This is a genomic window from Wolbachia endosymbiont (group A) of Lasioglossum morio, assembly GCF_947250585.1.
GTDB lineage: Bacteria > Pseudomonadota > Alphaproteobacteria > Rickettsiales > Anaplasmataceae > Wolbachia > Wolbachia pipientis.
This window is the reverse complement of sequence record NZ_OX366327.1, coordinates 607466-628532: the sequence shown is the minus strand read 5'-3', so window position 1 is coordinate 628532 and position 21067 is coordinate 607466. Positions and strand designations below refer to the sequence as shown.

18 protein-coding genes, 2 rRNA genes and 3 pseudogenes are annotated in these 21067 nt (G+C 35.1%); 13 read left to right on the top strand and 10 right to left on the bottom strand.

The genetic code is table 11. The features are described 5' to 3' along the window. The first annotated feature begins 33 nt into the window (after positions 1–33). Positions 34–327, top strand: coding sequence for a hypothetical protein (locus OOK89_RS03150; RefSeq protein WP_264339170.1), 294 nt, complete (start codon positions 34–36; stop codon positions 325–327). Between the two features lie 42 nt (positions 328–369). Here the strand turns inward: OOK89_RS03150 and recO are convergent, their stop codons facing one another. Beyond that, entirely contained in the window at positions 370–1092 is a 723-nt protein-coding gene (gene recO / locus OOK89_RS03145) for a DNA repair protein RecO (RefSeq protein WP_065094880.1), read from the bottom strand. Between the two features lie 310 nt (positions 1093–1402). Next, positions 1403–2426 (bottom strand): annotated as a pseudogene (locus OOK89_RS03140) (PDDEXK nuclease domain-containing protein). 172 nt (positions 2427–2598) lie between these two features. Here OOK89_RS03140 and OOK89_RS03130 point away from each other — a divergent pair. Continuing rightward, positions 2599–3219 carry a hypothetical protein gene (locus OOK89_RS03130; RefSeq protein WP_022626225.1) on the top strand — a complete coding sequence of 207 codons (621 nt, stop codon included), beginning with the start codon at positions 2599–2601 and terminating at the stop codon, positions 3217–3219. A gap of 78 nt (positions 3220–3297) precedes the next feature. Continuing rightward, entirely contained in the window at positions 3298–3450 is a 153-nt protein-coding gene (locus OOK89_RS06520) for a hypothetical protein (RefSeq protein ID WP_237357331.1), read from the top strand. A 131-nt stretch (positions 3451–3581) separates the two neighbouring features. Here the strand turns inward: OOK89_RS06520 and OOK89_RS03120 are convergent, their stop codons facing one another. Further along, a complete protein-coding gene (locus OOK89_RS03120; protein ID WP_006279908.1) occupies positions 3582–3920 on the bottom strand; it encodes an outer membrane protein assembly factor BamE in 339 nt (112 codons plus the stop codon). Positions 3921–4051: 131 nt separating this feature from the next. Between OOK89_RS03120 and OOK89_RS03115 the strand changes: the two genes are divergently transcribed. The 3 genes from OOK89_RS03115 to tsaB all read left to right on the top strand — a co-directional run bounded on the left by OOK89_RS03115 (position 4052) and on the right by tsaB (position 6875). Beyond that, entirely contained in the window at positions 4052–5041 is a 990-nt protein-coding gene (locus OOK89_RS03115; protein ID WP_006280119.1) for a ribonucleotide-diphosphate reductase subunit beta, read from the top strand. Between the two features lie 128 nt (positions 5042–5169). Next, positions 5170–6300 (top strand): dicarboxylate/amino acid:cation symporter, encoded by a 1131-nt coding sequence (locus tag OOK89_RS03110; protein WP_264719310.1) that lies wholly within the window; start codon positions 5170–5172, stop codon positions 6298–6300. Then, entirely contained in the window at positions 6300–6875 is a 576-nt protein-coding gene (tsaB, locus tag OOK89_RS03105; protein WP_010962437.1) for a tRNA (adenosine(37)-N6)-threonylcarbamoyltransferase complex dimerization subunit type 1 TsaB, read from the top strand. Before OOK89_RS03110 ends, tsaB begins: the two co-directional genes overlap by 1 nt. Here tsaB and OOK89_RS03100 read toward each other — a convergent pair. Then, entirely contained in the window at positions 6870–7493 is a 624-nt protein-coding gene (locus OOK89_RS03100) for a DEAD/DEAH box helicase family protein (RefSeq protein WP_010082279.1), read from the bottom strand. The genes tsaB and OOK89_RS03100 overlap by 6 nt on opposite strands. Positions 7494–7773: 280 nt before the next feature. On the opposite strand from OOK89_RS03100, the gene OOK89_RS03095 reads away from it, so the two are divergent. Both OOK89_RS03095 and OOK89_RS06620 read left to right on the top strand, forming a co-directional pair. Beyond that, positions 7774–8484, top strand: coding sequence for a class II aldolase/adducin family protein (locus tag OOK89_RS03095; protein ID WP_264719283.1), 711 nt, complete (start codon positions 7774–7776; stop codon positions 8482–8484). A 105-nt stretch (positions 8485–8589) separates the two neighbouring features. After that, positions 8590–9570: pseudogene (locus OOK89_RS06620) on the top strand (IS3 family transposase). Positions 9571–9767: 197 nt separating this feature from the next. On the opposite strand, the gene OOK89_RS03075 reads toward OOK89_RS06620, so the two are convergent. The 4 genes from OOK89_RS03075 to pstC all read right to left on the bottom strand — a co-directional run bounded on the left by OOK89_RS03075 (position 9768) and on the right by pstC (position 13348). Beyond that, a complete protein-coding gene (locus OOK89_RS03075) occupies positions 9768–9947 on the bottom strand; it encodes an ankyrin repeat domain-containing protein (protein WP_223823054.1) in 180 nt (59 codons plus the stop codon). A gap of 426 nt (positions 9948–10373) precedes the next feature. Beyond that, a complete protein-coding gene (locus OOK89_RS03070) occupies positions 10374–10718 on the bottom strand; it encodes a F0F1 ATP synthase subunit epsilon (RefSeq protein ID WP_015588865.1) in 345 nt (114 codons plus the stop codon). Positions 10719–10730: 12 nt separating this feature from the next. Next, positions 10731–12158, bottom strand: a complete 1428-nt coding sequence (gene atpD, locus OOK89_RS03065) for a F0F1 ATP synthase subunit beta (RefSeq protein ID WP_010962432.1) — start codon at positions 12156–12158, stop codon at positions 10731–10733. A 101-nt stretch (positions 12159–12259) separates the two neighbouring features. After that, positions 12260–13348 carry a phosphate ABC transporter permease subunit PstC gene (gene pstC, locus OOK89_RS03060; protein ID WP_038199744.1) on the bottom strand — a complete coding sequence of 363 codons (1089 nt, stop codon included), beginning with the start codon at positions 13346–13348 and terminating at the stop codon, positions 12260–12262. Positions 13349–13455: 107 nt separating this feature from the next. Here pstC and rpmH point away from each other — a divergent pair, with 107 nt between their 5' ends. From rpmH to OOK89_RS03045, 3 genes and pseudogenes are all read left to right on the top strand, one after another. Then, positions 13456–13590 carry a 50S ribosomal protein L34 gene (gene rpmH / locus OOK89_RS03055; RefSeq protein ID WP_006279898.1) on the top strand — a complete coding sequence of 45 codons (135 nt, stop codon included), beginning with the start codon at positions 13456–13458 and terminating at the stop codon, positions 13588–13590. A 67-nt stretch (positions 13591–13657) separates the two neighbouring features. Then, a pseudogene (gene rnpA / locus OOK89_RS03050) lies at positions 13658–13933 on the top strand (ribonuclease P protein component); the annotation flags it as partial. Positions 13934–14019: 86 nt separating this feature from the next. Continuing rightward, positions 14020–14283 carry a hypothetical protein gene (locus OOK89_RS03045; protein WP_065094928.1) on the top strand — a complete coding sequence of 88 codons (264 nt, stop codon included), beginning with the start codon at positions 14020–14022 and terminating at the stop codon, positions 14281–14283. Between the two features lie 85 nt (positions 14284–14368). Here the strand turns inward: OOK89_RS03045 and rrf are convergent. Both rrf and OOK89_RS03035 read right to left on the bottom strand, forming a co-directional pair. Then, positions 14369–14475 (bottom strand): 5S ribosomal RNA (gene rrf / locus OOK89_RS03040). Positions 14476–14541: 66 nt separating this feature from the next. Beyond that, positions 14542–17307, bottom strand: a 23S ribosomal RNA gene (locus tag OOK89_RS03035). Between the two features lie 335 nt (positions 17308–17642). Here OOK89_RS03035 and OOK89_RS03030 point away from each other — a divergent pair. Together OOK89_RS03030 and OOK89_RS03025 are read left to right on the top strand one after the other, a co-directional pair. Then, positions 17643–18719: a methyltransferase domain-containing protein gene (locus OOK89_RS03030; RefSeq protein ID WP_012673083.1), complete on the top strand. Its 1077-nt coding sequence runs from the start codon at positions 17643–17645 to the stop codon at positions 18717–18719. Positions 18720–18777: 58 nt separating this feature from the next. Beyond that, positions 18778–20562, top strand: coding sequence for a ribonucleoside-diphosphate reductase subunit alpha (locus OOK89_RS03025; protein WP_264719282.1), 1785 nt, complete (start codon positions 18778–18780; stop codon positions 20560–20562). Positions 20563–21067: the final 505 nt, after the last annotated feature.

Sequence of the window (21067 nt, the reverse complement as noted above, 5' to 3'; positions counted from 1 at the left end):
CAACCGTCATTCCGCTACTCGTTAGCGGAATCTATGCTGAGATACCGCGCACAACTGTACGAACGTTGTAGTTTGGGAGCAATTCCCACCAGTGGGATGTCATCCCAGTGCCCAGACACTGGGATCCAGCTTCTATGCAACTTAATTAAAAACGTTTGTTTTAGCGTAAGACAACTACCTTTAGCTCATCAGCTCAGTTATAAGCAAAATTTCTGGATTCCAGTGTCAAGCACTGGAATGACACCATTTGCTGTGCAATTTACCTTCAAAAATGAATGTTTGTACAGCTATGGAATGAATCGCGGTATGACGTGTTGCTTGGGTTAGCTATAGATTTCTGAAATGATTTCAAAAAAATGATAACTAAGATTAAAGCGACAACATGAGGTTTCTCAGCTCTGGAAATTTCACGTTTAACTGCAAAAATAGATACTTATTTAAAAAATATCCTGTGACTTTCAGTCCTAACTGAAATTCTTGGAATGAGTAGCTGTTTTGTAGGGTATTATTGTATACATCATGCAACATTTGTGGAAAAGGTAGGAGTTTATCTGCATAATAATCTCCTACTTTTTTTGACACTGCTCTACCAGTTTTTGGAGAAATAAATTGCAGATTTTCCTTAACACCTGTTACAGCGCATTTGGATAAGTCTAACTTGAATCCCAATTGCGTAAGAAGCAGAAGCTCTAAGTTAAGATAATGGCTTTGCCAAGACTGATTGTTGTGTTTAATTACATCGATGAAATATCGAAAATTGTCATACAGCATGGCACAGGGTTCACTTTCTGGAAGCACTTTTTCTAAAATAGAGGAGAAAGAAACAATAGTAATGCTTTTTAACCTATCTTGAAAGAAATGATGGAATGGAGATTCGATTAATTCGCACTTAAAAAAACCTAGATTTTCAGGTAACTTAGCACTCCATTCTGCATGTAATAGATTACTTATCTGAAACTTATAATTGCTATTGTTTGTTAGCTTAGTTAATCCCCTGCGCTTTCCATGATTTTTTGTAAACAGAGAAAGAATTAAGTTTTTATCGCCGTATTTTTTAGCAGCTATAATGATGCCTTCATCTTTCCATCTCATTTAGAGTGTATTGACCGTATGATATATAGGATAGTGCACCTAGAGCGTGTAATCCATAAAAATCACTTACTCCGTTACTGTTTGCTTCCAAAGTTTCAAGGCTATGAGAGAGTAAGTTATTGGCTGCCACTCTTCTTCCTGAGCCTGATGCATTTCATACTGAGCTTTTGGTTTGCTAAATATAGCCTTTCTTATAATAGTCCGAATGCGATAAGATATGTGTTTATGGCTATAGCAGGCCAGTAGCATATTACGGTCTGTTCGGATTATTGTAAAAAGAGCTATAATTGTTTGAATGATTTTAGTAACATTACTTTTCCTCGTCTGAAATTTTGGATAATTCAGCTTCTAATTCTTCTATCGTCGGTAAAGCTGTTTTTATGTTCTCTGGTAGATTTTCAGTTATTCGATATTCTGCTAGCCCTATTGGCTTGTTCATGTCTCGGAGTGTATATTTAGCAAGTACATCGTCTTTAGATTTACATAAGATTAACCCTATAGAAGGTTGATCTGTCGAGTGCTTCAGTAAATCATCAACTGCAGAAAGATAAAAATTCATTTTACCAGCATATTCCGGCTTAAAATCCTTATCTTTTAGTTCAATCACTACGAAGCAACGTAACTTTAAATGATAGAATAATAAATCAATATAAAAGTCTTTATTACCAACATCTAAATGAAATTGTCTACCAACAAATGCAAATCCTTCACCGAGTTCTAACAGAAATTTTTCCATATGCCCTACGAGTCCTTTTTCTACTTCTCTTTCATGAGCATCCTTACCTATACTTAAAAAATCAAAAATATACGGATCTTTTAATGTGTAATGTGCTAGATCGGATTGTGGAGATGGTAATTTTTCTTTAAAATTAGTTATTGCTTTTCCTTGACGTTTATGTAGTCCAAGTTCTATCTGCATCACCATAATGTTACGTGACCAGCCATGTTCAATAGCTTTTTTTACATAAAATAATCTTATTTCATGACTTTCTATTTTTTCCAAAAGAGTGATATTGTGATACCAAGTTAATTGTGCAAGAGGCCCCTGCACAAATTCAACATCAGGATATTCTTCGGCAAACTTACGCATATACTTCAGATTTCTCGTGCTAAAGCCTTTCATTTCTGGAAATGTACTTCTCAAATCCTTACTTAATTGATCAATTACCTTAGCTCCCCAGATTTTGGCGTTTTAGGATCTCTGTACCAATATGGTGGTAAAGCAAAATAAGCTTACTATTTACTGCAAGTGCTGCTTTATAACGGTTTGTTGCAATATGATCCTTCAACTGCTCTAAAAATTCTGTATATTCTTTTGCTATAATTTTTGTCATACGGTTCCTTTTAATCCATTATACAATTCCTTTGTCTGTCGAGAAGACAATCTTTCGCTTGCCTTCAGCTTTGAAGGAATTCCTTATTGACTTCAAACTTGTCCATCAACTAAAATATATTGACTTTACGTGCAATATTAGCTTTAAACCAGTAAAACAAGCTGCTTAACATATGCGTTTTTTCTATTCGAATTATATTCTTTTTTTGTCTTTATGTTGTTTTTTGCTTTTTTCGTTATCTTCAACAAAAGCCCAAACGAATGATACGTTAGCTGTTCCTATACCACAAAGGAAAAAAGAAATAGTTGAGCACACTGTTGTAGCACAACCGAGGCAAATTATCGAAATGCAAGAAGAAGTCATTATTAACGAGGGTAAAGAATTCATTCCAATTCCAAAAAGAAAAAAAAGTGTAGAGAAAAAACTAAGAAGGGATGTTAGAGGGGCAAAAAATGAAATAGGAAACGAAAAAAGCGTTGAGAGCAAAAAGGATGAATTAGTTGTAACAGAAATTATTAACTCTATAAGAGACAAGCTCACAAAATGCTGGAGCATTCCTGAAAGCATAGCTTACAAAGAAAATTTTAATATAAAAATTAACTTATTGTTATCCAGTCAAGGCGAGATAATTATGGCGGATGTAGCAGACAGTGATTCCTATCGAAATAATCCACTTTTCAGGTCGATAGCAGATAACGCAATGCGTGCAGTATATAAATGTAGCCCATTGACCGGCTTGCCTACTCAGCACCACCACATTTGGCGTGAAGTAACACTAGATTTTATTCTATAGCTAAAGTAATTCTATAATTTAATAAGCCCACTGTATCCGTTCAGGATAGCAGCAAGGTAGTATAACCATAGAGTAAAAGTGAGTTTACAACAAATGGTGTCATCCCAGTGCTTGACACTGGGATCCAGTTTTCTTTACAAATTCACCAAAAGTGCTTCATTCTATAACGCAAAACCCATACTTACCAAACCCAATGCATTACTTGCAATTAAGTTTCCTGGATCCAAGTAGTCTGGGCACTGCCGTCATAAAGGAACTAGTGTCAGCTACTTTCATGACACCCTTCTGGTAGGCCCAAATCGCAATGTTCGTACAGTTATGGAATGAACCGCGGTATGACGTAGGAAGATCTGAGCAAACTTTCAATCAGAAACAGCCAAAGATCTCTCTAAGATGTCAGTTTCTTTTGTATCTTCAACTTTACCGTCCTGGTCGAATGAAATTTGCAGAGACTTACTACTATACTTCCTTTTTCCTAAAAAATTGGCTTGTTTAATTTTATATGAGACATAGTACCAAACATTGTCATCGAACTTTGATACTAATGTTGGTGATCCTAAAGTGTGAACCACTTTTTCTTTATCGTCACCTACTTTTATCTTGCTCCACAATTCAACACTAATGCCAGGAGCTCCGTGATTGTGAATAGTGTGAGTGCAGCTCACTGTAAATAATAAAATAAAAGATATTAATACTCGCATTTCTGTTGATAAATTACTTGAAGCTATAATACACTAATAAATTATCTGCCGTCAAATTTCAAAAAAGTTAAATTGACTGATTCTCAATATCACTTAATATAATATTTACTTTAGAAAATAATAGGTGTCTTATGTCATTGTTAGAAGCAGATCCAATATACAAACCTTTTAATTACCCTTGGGCGTATGATGCGTGGCTGCAGCAACAAAGAATCCATTGGATACCTGAGGAAGTTCCGCTTGCTGATGACGTAAAGGATTGGAAAACTAAACTTTCAAGTGTAGAAAAAAATCTACTAACCCAGATCTTTAGATTTTTTACTCAGGCAGACATTGAAGTAAATAACTGCTACATGAGGCATTATTCAAATATATTTAAGCCAACGGAAATATGCATGATGCTTGCAAGCTTTTCCAATATGGAAACTATACACATTGCAGCTTATTCTTATCTTTTAGACACAATTGGCATGCCAGAAAGCGAGTATCAAGCATTCTTAAAGTATGATGCTATGAGAAAGAAGTATGAATACATGTTAGAATTCGAGGAAAGCAAAAAACACGATAAAAAACATGTAGCTAAAACTCTAGCGGTGTTTGGTGCATTTACCGAGGGGTTGCAGTTATTCGCATCATTTGCAATTTTGCTCAATTTTCAACGCTTTGGAAAAATGAAAGGCATGGGACAAATAATTGCCTGGTCAGCCCGTGATGAAACTTTGCACACCAATTCAATTATCATGTTATTTAATACATTTATTAAAGAGAATAATGAAATTTGGGACAACGAGTTTAAAGAGGAATTATATTCTGCATGTCGCACCATCGTTGAACTTGAGGACGAATTCATAAAGCTTGCCTTTGATTTAGGAGATGTTGAAGGACTATCCGCAGAAGAAGTGCGCAATTACATACGCTACGTAGCAAACAGACGGTTAATGCAATTAGGTCTTGAGTCCATATATGATGTCAATGATAATCCTATTCCGTGGCTTGATGAAATACTAAATGGCGTTGAACATACGAATTTCTTTGAAAATAGAGTAACAGAGTATAGCCGCGCAGCAACTCAAGGCACGTGGGAAGAAGCTTTTACTGAAAATGACACGAATAATAAGTGAATGCTAATTTCACTCTTTTTTGTCATTCCACTTTCATTACACCATTTGCTGTGCAGTTTAGACAGTTTTGCTTTACTTAACAACTAACTTACCATATATATGTCCATAGGACATTGGTATATAAGAACGTGCTACAACTATTAATCTTACTCACGGTCATCACTTCAGCTGCATTCTTTGGTCATTTAGTTCCAATGGAAGTAAAAACCTTCTTGTACTCAACGAGCCTTAGTATAAAAGAGGTTTTGCTATTTATAATGCCTTTTATTATTTTTGCGTTAATCTTTAGCAGTGTTAACAATCTTAAGCAGTCAGCTATAAAGTTCATATTGTTACTTATTATAATGATCTTCTTATCGAATCTGGCTTCAAGTTTAATAGCTTATTCTGTTGGGCATTTTATCATACAAAACACTTATTCAATACAAGATATAACGTATGAAGAAACAATTGTTCCCTTATGGTCGTTTAGACTGCCTGCATTGCTTTCTAATTTTTATGCCCTTGCTTGTGGATTTGTGTCCAGCATAGTAGTGTCCACACTGCTACCCAAAAAAAGCAGAGAGCTTTCGAACAAAATGTTAGATTTAACTCTCTTTATTTTGAAGACGTTTTTGACGCCGATTATTCCAATATTTGTACTTGGGCTTGCTTTAAAAATGCAGCATGATCAAGTTTTATCTATAATATTTAAGGATTACTCAATAATTTTCATTATTATAGCATCTGCAACCTACCTTTATGTTTTCCTCTTATATGGAGCAGCAAATTCATTCAAGATCACAAGCTGGATAGCTAGTATAGGCAATATGATACAGGCATTTATTACTGCAATGAGCACAATGTCTAGTAATGCAACTATGCCGCTTACTCTTGAAGGAAGCAAAAAAAATGTAAAGCAACCTGACATAGCATCGTCTGTTGTGCCAATAACTGCTAGCTTTCATTTAGTAGGTGATTGCTTTTTTATTATAATATTATCAATGATAATTGCCTCCGGTTATTCATTGTGCACAACAGACTATGTAACTTTCCTTCTCTATTTTTTGTTATTTAAGTTTGCTATCGTGGCAGTTCCGGCAGGAGGAATTATGGTAATGCTACCTATTCTTGAGAAATACCTCAAATTTTCTCCAGAAATGCTTTCGTTAATCACAGCACTGTATATAGTGTTTGATCCAATAATCACTTCAGCAAACGTTATGGGTAATGGTGCCTTTGCTATAATGTTTACAAAACTCTATGATAAGCTTAAGTAATGTCTATTTTAGCGATTGATACTGTAGGTATTGGTAGTTCAATAGCAATAGTTGATTATGATGGTAACTGTTTTGTAGAGCACAATTCCGCCAGCAACAATCATGCAGAATCATTTTTTCAAATTCTGAATACTTTGTTTGATAAGCACAACTATAATTATGATAAAATAGATCATTTAGTGGTAGTAGTTGGACCAGGAAGTTTCACTGGAATTAGAGTTGGTATATCAGCTGCACAAGGTATAAATCTTGCTACAAATAAGCCATTATACGGAGTTAGTGCGCTGGAAGTTCAAGCCTACGCAATATCTTTGCTTTGTACGAATAACAAAAAAAATATCAGAGCTATAGTCAAAAATGCTCAAGGGTTTTATACGCAGTTATTTGATTTCAATTTATTGCCACTATCTGCACCTGGATCCCAGTGTCACGCTACAAGCAGTACACATATGGATTGCAATTTAAATGCTAGCCATGCAGGGCTATTAGTCCGTTATAGATTAGAGAACAAGCAAAAATTAAATGAAGTTGAAGCTCTATATTTAAATGAGCCTCAGTATATGAAATCATTATAGACTATTCTTTCGCGTACATGCAATGTTACTAAGCTTGTGCATCTGGTTTACTATCTCTTGAGCTACTTCTTTTATACTCATATCTGAATTTTCTATCTCTATGGCACTTGGTGGTATAAATAAATCGTCAGTCCTAAATTTCTCTACAATGCTATTTAGATTAATCACCTTCCTATTTTTTCTTTGCCTTTTTAATGCAATACGCTTTTGTAATGTCGGTAGATCACACCTAAGTACCACAGGAAGGATTTCTGTGTTCATTTTTTTACTAAGCCTTACTATTGAATCATACATCCTCATGTTCTGGTCATTATTTTCCATCAACTCATCAATAAATATGTAATTTTTTGAGTGAATCGGATAATTTTCTATTACCTGAAGCATAATTTGCATAATGCCATATATTCTATCTTGAACTTCTTTAGGTATTTGATCACGTTCAAAGACACCATCGTATATAGAGCAAGCTTGAACATTGTTATAGAACTTACTATTTACAATTAATGCGTTTATCATATTAGATAATTCTATTGCTGTGGAAAGTTTACCACTTCCCGAAAGACCAGAGAGATATATGAAAAATCCTGCTGGCTGTTTTTTTGTGTTAATATTTACCATATTATTTTCAATCTTGAAACTTACATTTATAATAACATAAAAATGAAGCTTTAAAACATATGAAATATTATATAGAAAATTATTTTTGTAGTTAAGATATTATGTAATTTAAAAACATAAATTCTGTATATAAACTCTATAATAACGATAACTATTTTTAAGCAAGCTACAACACAAAAGTGTTTGGTATTCAGAAAGCAAGACAGAGTGGCATAGACTTATTAGTTTACTACAAGTCTCTTTTCGCGTATAAACCTTCAGAAGATTCTAACAGAGGATTGTGTTGTTAACAAAGAGCAGAGTAAAAAGGGATCTAGTCTATGCCTATCAGATTTTGTCCTACCTTAAGTTCGATGATCATACATATACTCACCTTTCAGTGCGTTCTGAAGATCAAAAGTCGTTTTATATTTATCCGTTTGGTATGCGTTTTGATGAAGTAGATGAACGTTCGTTAATGAAAGTATCATTTGATGGGAATGTAATTGAAGGCAAAGAATATCAATATAATAGAACTGGCTATATAATTCATGGTTTTGTTTATCAAGCAAGGAAAGATATTCAAGCAATTTTTCACTTGCATACACCTTCTATTGTAGCAGTTTCTTCTCTCAAAGATGGGCTGCTTCCTATAAGTCAATGGGCACTGCACTTTTACAATAAAATCTCTTACCATAATTATAATTCCCTAGCACTTAGCGATACAGAAGGAAAGAGGTTAATAGCTGATCTGAAAGAAAATTTTGTCATGTTAATGCGTAATCATGGATCTATAACGTGTGGTCGGACTATACAAGAAGCAATGTTTTACTCGTATCATTTAGAACAAGCGTGCAAAACTCAATGTTTAACGTTAGCAATGAATAAGGAGTTATCAATTCCAAGTGAAGAAATTTGCTCAAAAGCTGTAAAGGATCTCCTATCTTTTGAAAGCAATCTTGGTGAGAGGGATTGGCACGCATGGGTTAGACTAATTAAAAGTAAGTTGTAAGAGACTTTCGCACTACTATCTGTCATCCAAGTAGTGACCTTACCCAGAAAAAGTAGAGAGAAAGTTAAGACGTTTTTGGAGTAAAATAAAACGTTTTTTCAAAATATGACAAATAGAAGAGAATATACAGCAGAATTCAAATTAGAAGCTGTTAAGCTGGTTAAAGAAACAGGTCAAGCAAGTACAAAAATAGCAAAAGATCTAGGTATAGATGGCAGTATGTTAAGTAAGAAAATATGATGGAAAAATGTCTGGAGCATACGCATTTCCAGGCAAAGGCTCCTTATAACAAAGAAAGATTTGATCTAAAAAAAGAACTAACAAGAGAAAGAGACATCTTAAAAAAAGCCCTGGGCAAAGAAAAAGAGTAAAGTATTCTTTTATATAGAAATTGCTATAAAACACAGGAACTATGTAGGGTTTTGTACTGGTGGTATGGGTTGCTAAGGAAAAAAGCAGTAAAGAATTAGCAAAAGAAGGGCTTCTAGCAGATATTCAAAAAATACATCAAGCTTCTAAATGCAGATATGGAGCCCCTAAAATTCACGCTGAATTAAAAGCTTTAGGCAAAAATTAAAACAGTACAAAGTGTTATGCAAGAAAATGGCATTAAAACCAAGCTTAGACGAAGGTTCAAAAATAAAAAACAGCAAATAAGCAACCGAGTTGTGGCTCCGAACACATTGGATCAAAATTTTACTACTGATCAGCCAAATAAAGTTTGGGATTACCTACATAAAAACTAAAGAAGGTTGTTGGCGGCAATAATTGACCTATATTCACGCATGGTGGTTAATGAGTAACATGATAATTAGTTATAGATTCTTTATTGATGGCCGTTGATAAACGCAAACCCGATAAAAATCTGCTGTTACATAGCGATCAAGGGTCACAGTATACCTCTCAAAATTACCAATTTCTATTGAATACAAAAAACATCATTTCCAGCATGAGCCATAAGGGCTGTTGTTACGATAACTCTGTTGCAGAAAAGTTCACTTAAAAGGGAGCTGCTTATTGATACTTCTCGCTCAACAAACCAGAACTGCCATATTTGAATACATAGAAATCTTTTGTAACAAATAACGTAGACATTCTACTATTATAGCTCTTTTTACAATAATCCGAACAGACCGTAATATGCTACTGGCCTGCTATAGCCATAAACACATATCTTATCGCATTCGGACTATTATAAGAAAGGCTATAACTATTGCATTCCTGCACAATTTATTCTCATGATAAAAACGTCTTAACTTTCTCTCTACTTTTTCTGGGTAAGGTCAATTTGGGTCTGCACCATTTTTGAGTAATAGTTTTACTTCTTGTGCATTACCATCTTCTACAGCTAGGAATAATTGTTCTTCCTGTGTTTTTACGCGTGTTTCCACATTAGATATAAAAAATAACAATACTAAACATGCAATACCAATAATGCTAATATATTTTATAACTTTTCTCATAAGATATTTTACAATGCTTCTAATAATATTAGATATCATCTATAAAATTAAAAAATCCATGAAAGGGGATGAAAATATGTAAAAAAGTATTATTGATTAATTAAAAACAGATTTTGATTTGATAATACTAATAAAATCGATTTATCTTAAATTTACGTTGATTTTTACCTGTTATTTTTTGTAGTTTATCCAACGTAAATTCCAGGTAAAACAAAGTCGTTATCTCCAACCGTTACAACCAACTCTCCTTCTTTAATTTTTATTTGATTAGGTGTATGGTCCCATACCATCACACTCTGGGATCATACACCTAAAGTACTCCGACACTGGGATGACACCCCGGGGTTTCTGGGATGACAAAAAAGAGCCCCCTGAGCAAAAATCTTATAGCCACTTGAATGATAATTGACTTTTTGCCTAAAATAACTAAGAAAGAAACTTCTCATCAAGATAACTTAAATATATACTAATTCTCTTATTTTTAAACGATTTCTCATCATGAATTGCACGATCAAAAACCTGAATTTGACTTGTTATAATGCTACAATTATTATTTGCAACTTCTAATACGCCACTATCAATTACAACCTTCTTTTCTATTTGGTTACTCATTTTAACAGTAATCATACCAGGCAATAAATAAATTAAGTAAGGAGCATGGTGAGCTAAAATCATAAGCTCCCCTTCGAGCCCAGTTACTGAAAGAGAAACCACTCCACTGAATGAAATTTGATCATCAGGAGAGAAAAATTGCACTTTAAAAGTATTCATAATCTTTAACTTTTATTTAGCTTCAGCTTGTATTAATTCAGCCTTTTTTATTGCTTCATCTATATTCCCCACCATATAAAAAGCAGCCTCTGGTAAGTGATCATATTTGCCTTCAACAATCCCTTTAAAACTGGAAACAGTATCAGAAAGTGAAACAAATTTACCAGGCATGCCAGTAAATATTTCTGCAACGTGAAAAGGTTGAGAAAGAAATTTCTGAATCTTACGAGCCCTATCAACAATAATTTTATCTTCATCAGATAGCTCATCCATACCAAGTATTGCGATAATATCTTGCAGTGATTTATAAGTTTGCAATATACGTTTCACCTCAGAAGCTACATTATAATGTTCTTCACCAATGATTTCAGCAGATAAAGACTGAGAAGTTGAATCAAGTGGATCAACAGCAGGGTATATTCCCATTTCAGCTATTTGCCTTGACAACACTGTGGTTGCATCAAGGTGAGAGAATGTAGTTGCTGGGGCTGGATCAGTTAAATCGTCCGCAGGAACATATATAGCTTGCACAGAAGTAATAGAGCCAGAAGTTGTTGAAGCTATTCTTTCTTGCATTGCACCCATATCAGTTGCAAGGGTTGGCTGATAACCAACAGCTGACGGTATTCTTCCAAGTAAAGCAGAAATTTCAGAACCAGCTTGTGTAAATCTAAAGATATTATCCACAAAAAATAGAACATCTTGGTTTTCACGGTCACGAAAATACTCTGCCATAGTAAGTGCTGTTAAAGCAACTCTAGCCCTTGCTCCAGGAGGCTCATTCATCTGACCATAAACCAAAACAGCTTGAGATTTTTCATGCTCATTTATATTTATTACATTTGAAGTGATCATCTCGTGATAAAGATCGTTACCTTCACGCGTTCTCTCCCCTACCCCGGCAAACACAGAAAATCCTTTATGAGCTTTTGCTATATTATTAATTAATTCCATTATTAGGACTGTTTTACCAACACCGGCTCCACCAAATAAGCCAATTTTTCCTCCTTTAAGATAAGGTGCAAGAAGATCTATAACTTTTATTCCCGTAACTAAAACTTCTTCCTGTATTCTCTGTTCAGTAAAACTTGGAGGTGCTCTGTGTATAGGCTCTAAGTTATACTTTCCCTTCAGTGGACCACACTCATCTATAAGCTCTCCAACAACATTAAAAATCCTTCCTAAAGTTGAACGCCCAATTGGCACCGATATTGGTGCACCTGTATCAACAAATTCATCCCCCCTTGACATGCCATCTGTGCTATCCATAGCAATACAACGAACTATATTGTCACCTATATGCTGCGAAACTTCTAAAACCAGCTCCTTATCCTTATATTTTAGTTTGCTTTTTAAAGCATTAAATATTTTAGGCAATTCACCTTCAAATTTTATATCAACAACTGCTTGAGTTACCTTAATCGCTCTACCTATATTCATCTCTTTATTTTTATCACCTAACACTATAATTCCATAAAAGAACTTCTAAAGAAAATAAATTTTATATTATTAATAGAAATTTTGCAACATTAAAACGCTTACTAGTTACGCTTCATTACAAACAATGCAAATGCATTTAATAGCCAAGTAATAATAAACAATACTAAACTAAGCGCATAAGCAGCAAGAGTTTGTACACTATTGAAATCCTGATCTCCGGTAAGTAATGTAGCGATCTGCACGGTAATGGTAGTAACTGAATTAAGAGGGTTAAAAGTCAAATTTGCGTTGATTCCCACAGCCATTAGCACAATCATTGTTTCACCTATCACTCTTGAAATTGACAATAAAATTGCACTTAAAATTGTAGGCATTGCATAAGGTATTGTTATATGCCATATAGTTTCCGCTGGAGTTGCACCAAGTGCCATGAAGCCATAACGCAAGCTTTTTGGAACAGATCTTATGGCATCTTCGAGTAAAGAAATAATAAAAGGAAGAATCATTATCCCAATCGATAAACCGGCAACTAAGGCACTTTCTGAGTGTATACTTAAACCAAAAAAATTTGCTACCTGCTTTATAAAGAAAGACAAAAACACAACCGCGAAATATCCATATACAACCGTAGGAATAGCAGACAAAACTTGCAAAGTTGTATTAACAATATAACGCACTTTCTCACTCGCATATTCACTAATATATATTGCAGAAAATAAACCAAGCGGAACGACAACTAACATTGCTATAATAGTTATAAGTAATGTACCAACTAAAAGCGGCGCTATACCAAAACATCCTATCTTCTCTTCATTGATAGTGACTACATTGTGGCCCCATTTCAAGCAAAACAAGAATTCTGAAATAGCTACTTTATTAAAAAAACTAATGGATTGAATAAAAATAGACAGCATTATAAATAAAGTGATAAAAAATGATATGGCCAAAGCCACAAATAACGAAAGTTTTATTATCTTATTTCTTTTATTTTTAAAGATAAAAGCAAGCATGAAAAAAAGTAACGCTATAGAAATAAAAGTTACAAAACAATTATTATAGAATACTAACAACCAAGTTAGCATCCATACACAACTAAGATATAGATAAGATTTAACCTTATTTACTTCTTGAAACCTACTAAAACAAAATAAAAGGATTAGTAAGACAGGTATGACTATCACCGAATTCATTCTTCCATGCATCAAATTTTATTCTACGAAAATGTCATACAAGTTCACCATTATTTGACAATAAAGTAAAACAATTTAAAATAAATAATTATATTAATATAAAAACAATGAAGAGAACATTTCAACCAAAAAATTTGATAAGAAAGCGCAGACACGGATTTCGTTCACGTATGGCAACAAGAGCTGGAAGAAAAATCCTTAATAGGCGCCGTTCATTAGGGTGTAACAAATTATGCGCATAGTAAGTATAAAAAAAAAGATTTTTCTTCTGCTTTCAAAAATAAGTTAGCACTCAACAGTCTTTTTTATCGTGGGCTTTATATATCACTGTACGCTATAAAAGAAAGAGAACCTGAAAAGTACATTCATACTATTAGAGTAGGTCTGGCTATCAGTAAAAAAACCGGAAAAGCAGCAAAAAGAAATAAAATAAAAAGGCAACTACGAATGCTTGCTAAAATTAGCATTTTAAATATAAGTAATATAGGGCACTACTACATAATACTAACTCATAGAAACATTATGCAAGCAAGTTATAAAAATTTACAAAAAGATCTAACTATTTGCTTAAAAAAGATAAAATAAAAAAAAATCTCAATTAAGGTATTTACAACTATATTTTTTATGATAATATAGGTAAAATTTTTAAAAATAGTTAATGGGTGTGGTGAATGGTAGAGCATATAAAAGAGGTAAATAACACAGGCTTTGGTCAGATGTATCAATTCTTATTTCTTCCTAAAGGAACAGGAACAGATTGGAGGTCAGCATTTCGCCAACAAGAAGAATTATTTAAAAAAGTGGGAGGTAATGTAATATTACCAGAAATCAGTAATTCTCCTTCAAAAGGTAATCAATTAGGGGAAGTAGGAACAATGCTAAATAATGTAGAAAATGACCAAGAACATATAAGAAAAAAAAGATATCGTGGTTAAAGTAAAAACTTAAAGAATAGTAACAAAACAAGAAAGTTAAAATATAAGTATACCTACTGTCTAATTAACAAAGAAATTTTTATAAACTTGGCGGCGACTTACTCTCCCTTTTCAAGTACCATCAGCGCTAAAAAGTTTCACTTCCGAGTTCGAAATGAGATCGGGTGGTTCATTTTTGCTATAGCCACCAAGTCAATAAAAATTTCTAATTTAACAATTTTAACTTAATATTTAACACTGCATACACACATATAGAAAGCAAATAAATCAATCAGGCTATTAGTACTAGTTAGCTTCACATGTTACCATGCTTCCACACCTAGCCTATCAACGTGGTAGTCTTCCACGGCCTTAATTGGGAAATCTTTTTGAAGAGGGTTTCTTGCTTATATGCTTTCAGCAATTATCCCATCTATACATAGCCACCCAGCGATGCTATTGGCATAACAGCTGGTACACCAGAGGTATATCCATCTCGGTCCTCTCGTACTAGAGTCAGACCTTCTCAAATTTCCTTCACCCACGGCAGATAGAAACCGAACTGTCTCACGACGTTCTAAACCCAACTCACGTATCACTTTAATCGGCGAACAGCCGAACCCTTGGGACCTTCTTCAGCCCCAGGATGTGATGAGTCGACATCGAGGTGCCAAACGGTGTCGTCGCTATGAACGCTCGAACACCATCAGCCTGTTATCCCCGGCGTACCTTTTATCCGTTGAGCGATGACCCTTCCATACAGAATCACCGGATCACTATGACCGACTTTCGTCTCTGCTTGGCTTGTCAGCCTCGCAGTCAGGCAAGCTTATGCCATTATACTATCAAGCTGATTTCCGACCAGCTCTAGCTTACCTTCGCACGCCTCCGTTACTTTTTAGGAGGCGACCGCCCCAGTCAAACTACCCACCATACAATGTCCTAGTTCCAGATAATGAAACATAGTTAGATATCAAAAGTGTAAAGGGTGGTATCTCAAGGTTGACTCCATTATAGCTAGCGCCATAACTTCAAAGTCTCCCACCTATCCTGCACATCACACTTTTAATAGCAATGTAAAGCTATAGTAAAGGTGCACGGGGTCTCTTCGTCTAACCGCGGGTACCCCGCATCTGCACGGGGAATTCAATTTCGCTGAAGTGATGTTGGAGACAGTGGAGAAATCGTTACGCCATTCGTGCGGGTCGGAACTTACCCGACAAGGAATTTCGCTACCTTAGGACCGTCAGTGTTACGGCCGCCGTTTACTGGGGCTTCAATTCGGAGCTTGCACCCTTCCTATTAACCTTCCAGCACCGGGCAGGCGTCAGACCCTATACTTCCACTTACGTGTTTGCAGAGTCCTGTGTTTTTAGTAAACAGTCGCTACTCCCTATTTTGTGCCACCTACTCATAGTTGCCTAAAAGCAGGTTACCCTTCTTCCGAAGTTACAGGTATAATTTGCCGAGTTCCTTCAACATCATTCTTTCAACACCTTAGTATACTCTACTCATCCACCAGTGTCGGTTTGCGGTACGGCCTCATAAATATAAGTGCTATTTCCTGGAGCTTCTTTTAAGCATAGATCAATCCAATAAGATCTATACAAATACGAAACCCGTCACACTTAAGAGGTTTAGGAATATTAACCTAATTGCCATCGACTACTCCTTTACGGACTCGCCTTAGGAACCGACTAACCCTACGCAGATTAACTTAACGTAGGAACCCTTAGATTTTTGGTGAGAGTGTTTTTCACACTCTTTTACGCTACTTATGTCAGCATTCTCACTTCCGATATCTCCAGCAGTTTTCACAAACCACCTTCACAGACTTACGGAACGCTCCGCTACCGCGCCTATTGATCGAAATCAATAAGCACTCACATCTTCGGTATACAGCTTTAGCCCCGGTACATTTTCGGCGCAGAAAAACTTATTTAGACAAGTGAGCTGTTACGCTTTCTTTAAAGGATGGCTGCTTCCAAGCCAACCTCCTAGCTGTAATGGTTTTTCTACTTCCTTCCCCACTTAGCTGTAATTTTGGGACCTTAGATAGTGATCTGGGTTGTTTCCCTCTTCACCACGGACTTAGCACCCGTAGTGTGCCTGCTGTATAATTAATTGTTGGTATTCGGAGTTTAGTTAGATTTGGTAAGACGGTGAATCCCCCTAGTCTATCCAGTGCTCTACCCCCAACAACATACATACAACGCTCTACCTAAATAGATTTCGCGGAGAACCAGCTATTTCCAAGTTTGATTGGCCTTTCACCCCTAATCACAACTCATCCAATAATGTTGCAACATTAACTGGTTCGATCCTCCAGTGTGTTTTACCACACCTTCAATCTGGTCATGACTAGATCACTTGGTTTCGGGTCTAATCCATAAAACTAAAACGCCCTATTCAGACTTGCTTTCGCTACGCCTACACCTAACGGCTTAAGCTTGCTTCATAGATTAACTCGCTGACCCATTATGCAAAAGGTACGCTGTCACTCTAAATATCAATAAATTGATATAGAGCTCCAACTGTTTGTAAGCACTTGATTTCAGATTCTATTTCACTCCCCTCCCGGGGTTCTTTTCACCTTTCCCTCACGGTACTTGTTCACTATCGGTCGTTAAGGAGTATTTAGGCTTGGAGGATGGTCCCCCCATATTCAAACAGGATTTCACGTGCCCCGCTCTACTCAAGGATTTAAAAACTTTCTACTTATACAGGACTATCACCTTCTATGGTTACTATTTCCAGAGTATTCTAATTCTTATTCTTAAATCACTAGCCTTTTCCGCTTTCGCTCGTCACTACTAACAGAATCTCGGTTGATTTCTTTTCCTTTGGCTACTTAGATATTTCAGTTCACCAAGTTTGCTTTACATACTTAGTACGTAATAACTAGCTAAACTAGTTGGGTTTCCCCATTCGGAAATCTGCGGATCAAAATTTGTTGACAATTCCCCACAGCTTATCGCAGCCTGCCACGTCCTTCATCGCCTCTTAACGCCAAGGCATCCATCAAGTGCTCTTAATAATTTATTTATCCGACTATATGCAGAATATGCAGAGTTAAATATTATTAAAATTGAATTGAGATTAAATTAATCTCTACCATAAAACTTGTCAAACATCTAAAAACTAAATTAATCTTTTATATATTATAACCTAATAAATAATATGTCAACGCCTTTTTGCACAAAACATTTACTTATATTATCAACAACAATATACTAGCAATCCTAAACAGTATAATCTGAGAAATATGTGGTAAACTTATATATACAGTAAAAATTAATAAAACAGATATTTTGTAAGATAAAATGTGTTAAAATCAATTGCCTAAAAATGATAATAAACATTCGGAGTATTTCTAACGTATGAAAAGTAATCTCTCTTTTATAAAAAACGTTGCTTTAAATTGTATGTCTAAGCTCATTGGCGTATTAAATATTAAGAAAGTAAAACACTTCATTGTGAATAAATATAATACTCTTCATAAAGAAATGACAGTGCTTCTTAAAAAATCTAAGAACCTGTTAAACACCAACATTGAAATCGGTTTATATCACTTTTATAAAGGTAGCATATCAGATGCAAAGTTACGATTTTGGTTAATTAGCATATTTTACCCCCATTTACCTATAGTCTGGTATAACATCGGAAGGTGTCATTTTGCGGTAGGGAATACTAACAAAGCTTATAATTATTTAACAAGGGCACTAAAATTAGATAATGACCACGAGGAGGCGTCTTACTATATAAAAAAAATGACAAACTCAGCGCCTATTACAGAATTGCCAAAAAACCTCATAAGACAATATTTTGATTACACAGGTGAATATTTTGTTGAGCATTGGTTGATTGCCAAACAATATAGAGGGCATGAACTTGTACACATGATAATTACAAAAATCTTCAACAACTCCACTTCTGAGCTCAATATACTCGACCTTGGTTGTGGAACTGGAATATGTGGTCATTTCTTGAAAATAAATAGTATTGGAAACCATATAACAGGAATTGACATTTCAAGTAGAATGCTAAATATCGCAAGAGGATGCTTTATAAAAGGTAAGCCTGTTTACAATGAATTAATACATATGGAAATGAAAGAGTTTCTTAAACAAGAGAAAAACCAGCAGTATGATGTAATTATCTTTGCTGAAGTGCTACATTATCTACATGACTTTCAAGAAGAGTTGGAATTAGCAAAAAGATCTACGAGCAAAAAAGGAGTTATTGTATGTTTAATAAGAAGAAAGGAAGGTGAAGGTATTGACTTTGTAAATAAAGGAGACTATTTTCGTCACTCAGAAAGTTATGTTCAACATGTTGCAAAAGAAATAAATATGCAAATAAGTTATATGAGTTACTGTAAAATATATGGCAGTCAGGTTGACGGTATCTTGTTTGCATTACAGCATCAACAAGAAAATCCGAAAAACCTAACTTAAAAATCGCTCAAAATGACTTTTAAGTATCTATATATAATAAAAGAATAAAAGGAACTTTATGAATAACATTACCATTAATTACGCAAAGGACAGCAAATTAACCAACTTTGGAAAAGCAGTTCTATCAGACAGGTATTTAATAGAAAATGAAAGTTATCAAGACCTCTTTGCACGTATTGCTAATTACTATTCTGATAATAAAGAACATGCGCAGCGTCTTTATGACTACATGAGCAACTTGTGGTTCATGCCTTCAACACCAATACTCAGCAATGGTGGCACTAAGAGAGGGTTACCTATCTCTTGCTTTCTTAATGAAACCGAAGACAGCTTGCAGGGAATAGTTGATCTATGGAACGAAAATGTTTGGCTTGCTGCACGTGGAGGAGGCATAGGTAGTTATTGGGGAAATTTACGCTCAATAGGCGAAAGCGTAAAGGGTAGCGGCAAAACATCAGGAATTGTTCCATTTATTGTAGTGCAAAATGCTCTAACGCTTGCAATTAGTCAGGGATCCCTAAGGCGAGGAAGTTCAGCAGTCTACCTTCCTGTATCTCATCCGGAGATAGAAGAGTTTCTAGATTTACGCAAGCCAACAGGCGGTGACCCAAATCGCAAAGCGTTAAATATACATCATGCTGTAATAGTAACAGATAAATTTATGCAGGCTGTTGAGAATGATCAAGAATGGAATTTAATAAGCCCTCACAACAATAAGGTTATTTCAACTGTAAAAGCGCGGGATATATGGATCAAAATATTAACAGCAAGAGTTGAAACTGGAGAACCTTACATTATTTTCCTTGATGCAACAAATAACAATAAGCCAGAATCTTACAAAAAGCTCAACTTAGACATCAAGATGTCAAATCTATGCAGTGAAATAACTTTAACCACAGGTTATGATCACCTGAATAAGTCACGCACTGCTGTGTGTTGTCTATCATCCGTAAACCTTGAGTACTACGAAGAATGGAAAGACAATAAACTCTTCATAGAAGATATAATGCGCTTTCTTGATAATGTATTGGAAGATTTCATAAATAAAGCACCGAATGAAATGCAGCGAGCAAAATATTCTGCAATAAGAGAACGCAGTATTGGTCTTGGTGTGATGGGCTTTCACTCATTTTTACAAAGCAAAATGGTTCCTTTTGAATCAGTAACAGCACAACAATGGAATAAAAAAATATTTAAGTATTTACGCGAGCAAGCAGATATAGTTTCTAAAAAATTAGCAGAAGAAAAGGGAGCATGTTCTGATGCCAAAGAAGTTGATCTAATGGAAAGGTTTACACACAAACTCGCTATTGCTCCTACTGCCTCGATCTCCATTATTGCAGGTAATACCTCCCCTGGAATAGAACCATACGCAGCAAACGTATTCATACAAAAGACACTTACAGGCTCATTTGTAGTGCGAAATAAATTCTTGCAAAAACTATTAGCAGAAAAAAATCAAGACAATGATAAAATATGGTCTTCAATTTCAACAAACGAGGGTTCCGTTCAGCATTTAGATTTTCTTAGTGAGCATGAAAAATTGACATTTAAAACAGCGTACGAGCTTGACCAAAGATGGATTATAGAACATGCAAGTGATAGAACTTCGTATATTTGTCAATCTCAATCAGTAAATCTGTTCTTACCTGCCAACGTACATAAACGTTACTTGCACAAAATACACATGCTTGCTTGGAAAAAAGGATTGAAGAGCTTATATTACTGCAGATCACAATCAATGCAGAGAGCCGATAAGGTCTCGCATGACATATTCAAAAAAAGTGAAATATTGCAACAAAAAACAGATATTGACTACGATGAATGTCTGTCATGCCAATAGCGGCCTTACTCAAAAAAAGTAGAGAGAAAGTTAAGCAAATGGGTAAATAGACTTCTTGCATAACCATATAACGCACTTTTATTGGGAATAGAAACGAAAAAACTTTCTTGACAAACTCCGCCAGCCCTCTTATCATAAAATTGAAGCTATTTATTTATCTTCTCTGTACAGATTAAATGACAAAAAAACTCACGTATCTGGCGTCTCATGTTTAATTTTTTGCACTATGTGCACCTTATGTCTTTATCAAACTTCTACCTACATAAGCTGAAACGCGCTTATAAAGCGTTTAAAACATAAAAAAACGCCAACTTAAAAAATGGATAGTGAATAACTAGCTACCCTAGGGTTTCTTTTGCCTTTTTTTCTGTTTAGTAAATTTCTTAAACATTTATAGCTAAGGTTAGTTGCATTTAAAAGCAGCTGAGTCGCGGTTATTAAGCGTTTAGAATAAAAAAACGCCATACTTGAAAGTATAATGTAAGTAATTAGCCAACTACGGGGC

Excerpts from the sequence above, each read along its gene's own strand:
- OOK89_RS03150 (WP_264339170.1), top strand. The coding sequence starts at position 34 with ATGCTGAGATACCGCGCACAACTGTACGAACGTTGTAGTTTGGGAGCA.
- recO (WP_065094880.1), bottom strand. The coding sequence starts at position 1,092 with ATGAGATGGAAAGATGAAGGCATCATTATAGCTGCTAAAAAATACGGC.
- OOK89_RS03130 (WP_022626225.1), top strand. The coding sequence starts at position 2,599 with ATGCGTTTTTTCTATTCGAATTATATTCTTTTTTTGTCTTTATGTTGT.
- OOK89_RS03120 (WP_006279908.1), bottom strand. The coding sequence starts at position 3,920 with ATGCGAGTATTAATATCTTTTATTTTATTATTTACAGTGAGCTGCACT.
- OOK89_RS03115 (WP_006280119.1), top strand. The coding sequence starts at position 4,052 with ATGTCATTGTTAGAAGCAGATCCAATATACAAACCTTTTAATTACCCT.
- tsaB (WP_010962437.1), top strand. The coding sequence starts at position 6,300 with ATGTCTATTTTAGCGATTGATACTGTAGGTATTGGTAGTTCAATAGCA.
- OOK89_RS03100 (WP_010082279.1), bottom strand. The coding sequence starts at position 7,493 with ATGGTAAATATTAACACAAAAAAACAGCCAGCAGGATTTTTCATATAT.
- OOK89_RS03075 (WP_223823054.1), bottom strand. The coding sequence starts at position 9,947 with ATGAGAAAAGTTATAAAATATATTAGCATTATTGGTATTGCATGTTTA.
- OOK89_RS03070 (WP_015588865.1), bottom strand. The coding sequence starts at position 10,718 with ATGAATACTTTTAAAGTGCAATTTTTCTCTCCTGATGATCAAATTTCA.
- atpD (WP_010962432.1), bottom strand. The coding sequence starts at position 12,158 with ATGAATATAGGTAGAGCGATTAAGGTAACTCAAGCAGTTGTTGATATA.
- pstC (WP_038199744.1), bottom strand. The coding sequence starts at position 13,348 with ATGAATTCGGTGATAGTCATACCTGTCTTACTAATCCTTTTATTTTGT.
- rpmH (WP_006279898.1), top strand. The coding sequence starts at position 13,456 with ATGAAGAGAACATTTCAACCAAAAAATTTGATAAGAAAGCGCAGACAC.
- OOK89_RS03045 (WP_065094928.1), top strand. The coding sequence starts at position 14,020 with ATGGTAGAGCATATAAAAGAGGTAAATAACACAGGCTTTGGTCAGATG.
- OOK89_RS03030 (WP_012673083.1), top strand. The coding sequence starts at position 17,643 with ATGAAAAGTAATCTCTCTTTTATAAAAAACGTTGCTTTAAATTGTATG.
- OOK89_RS03025 (WP_264719282.1), top strand. The coding sequence starts at position 18,778 with ATGAATAACATTACCATTAATTACGCAAAGGACAGCAAATTAACCAAC.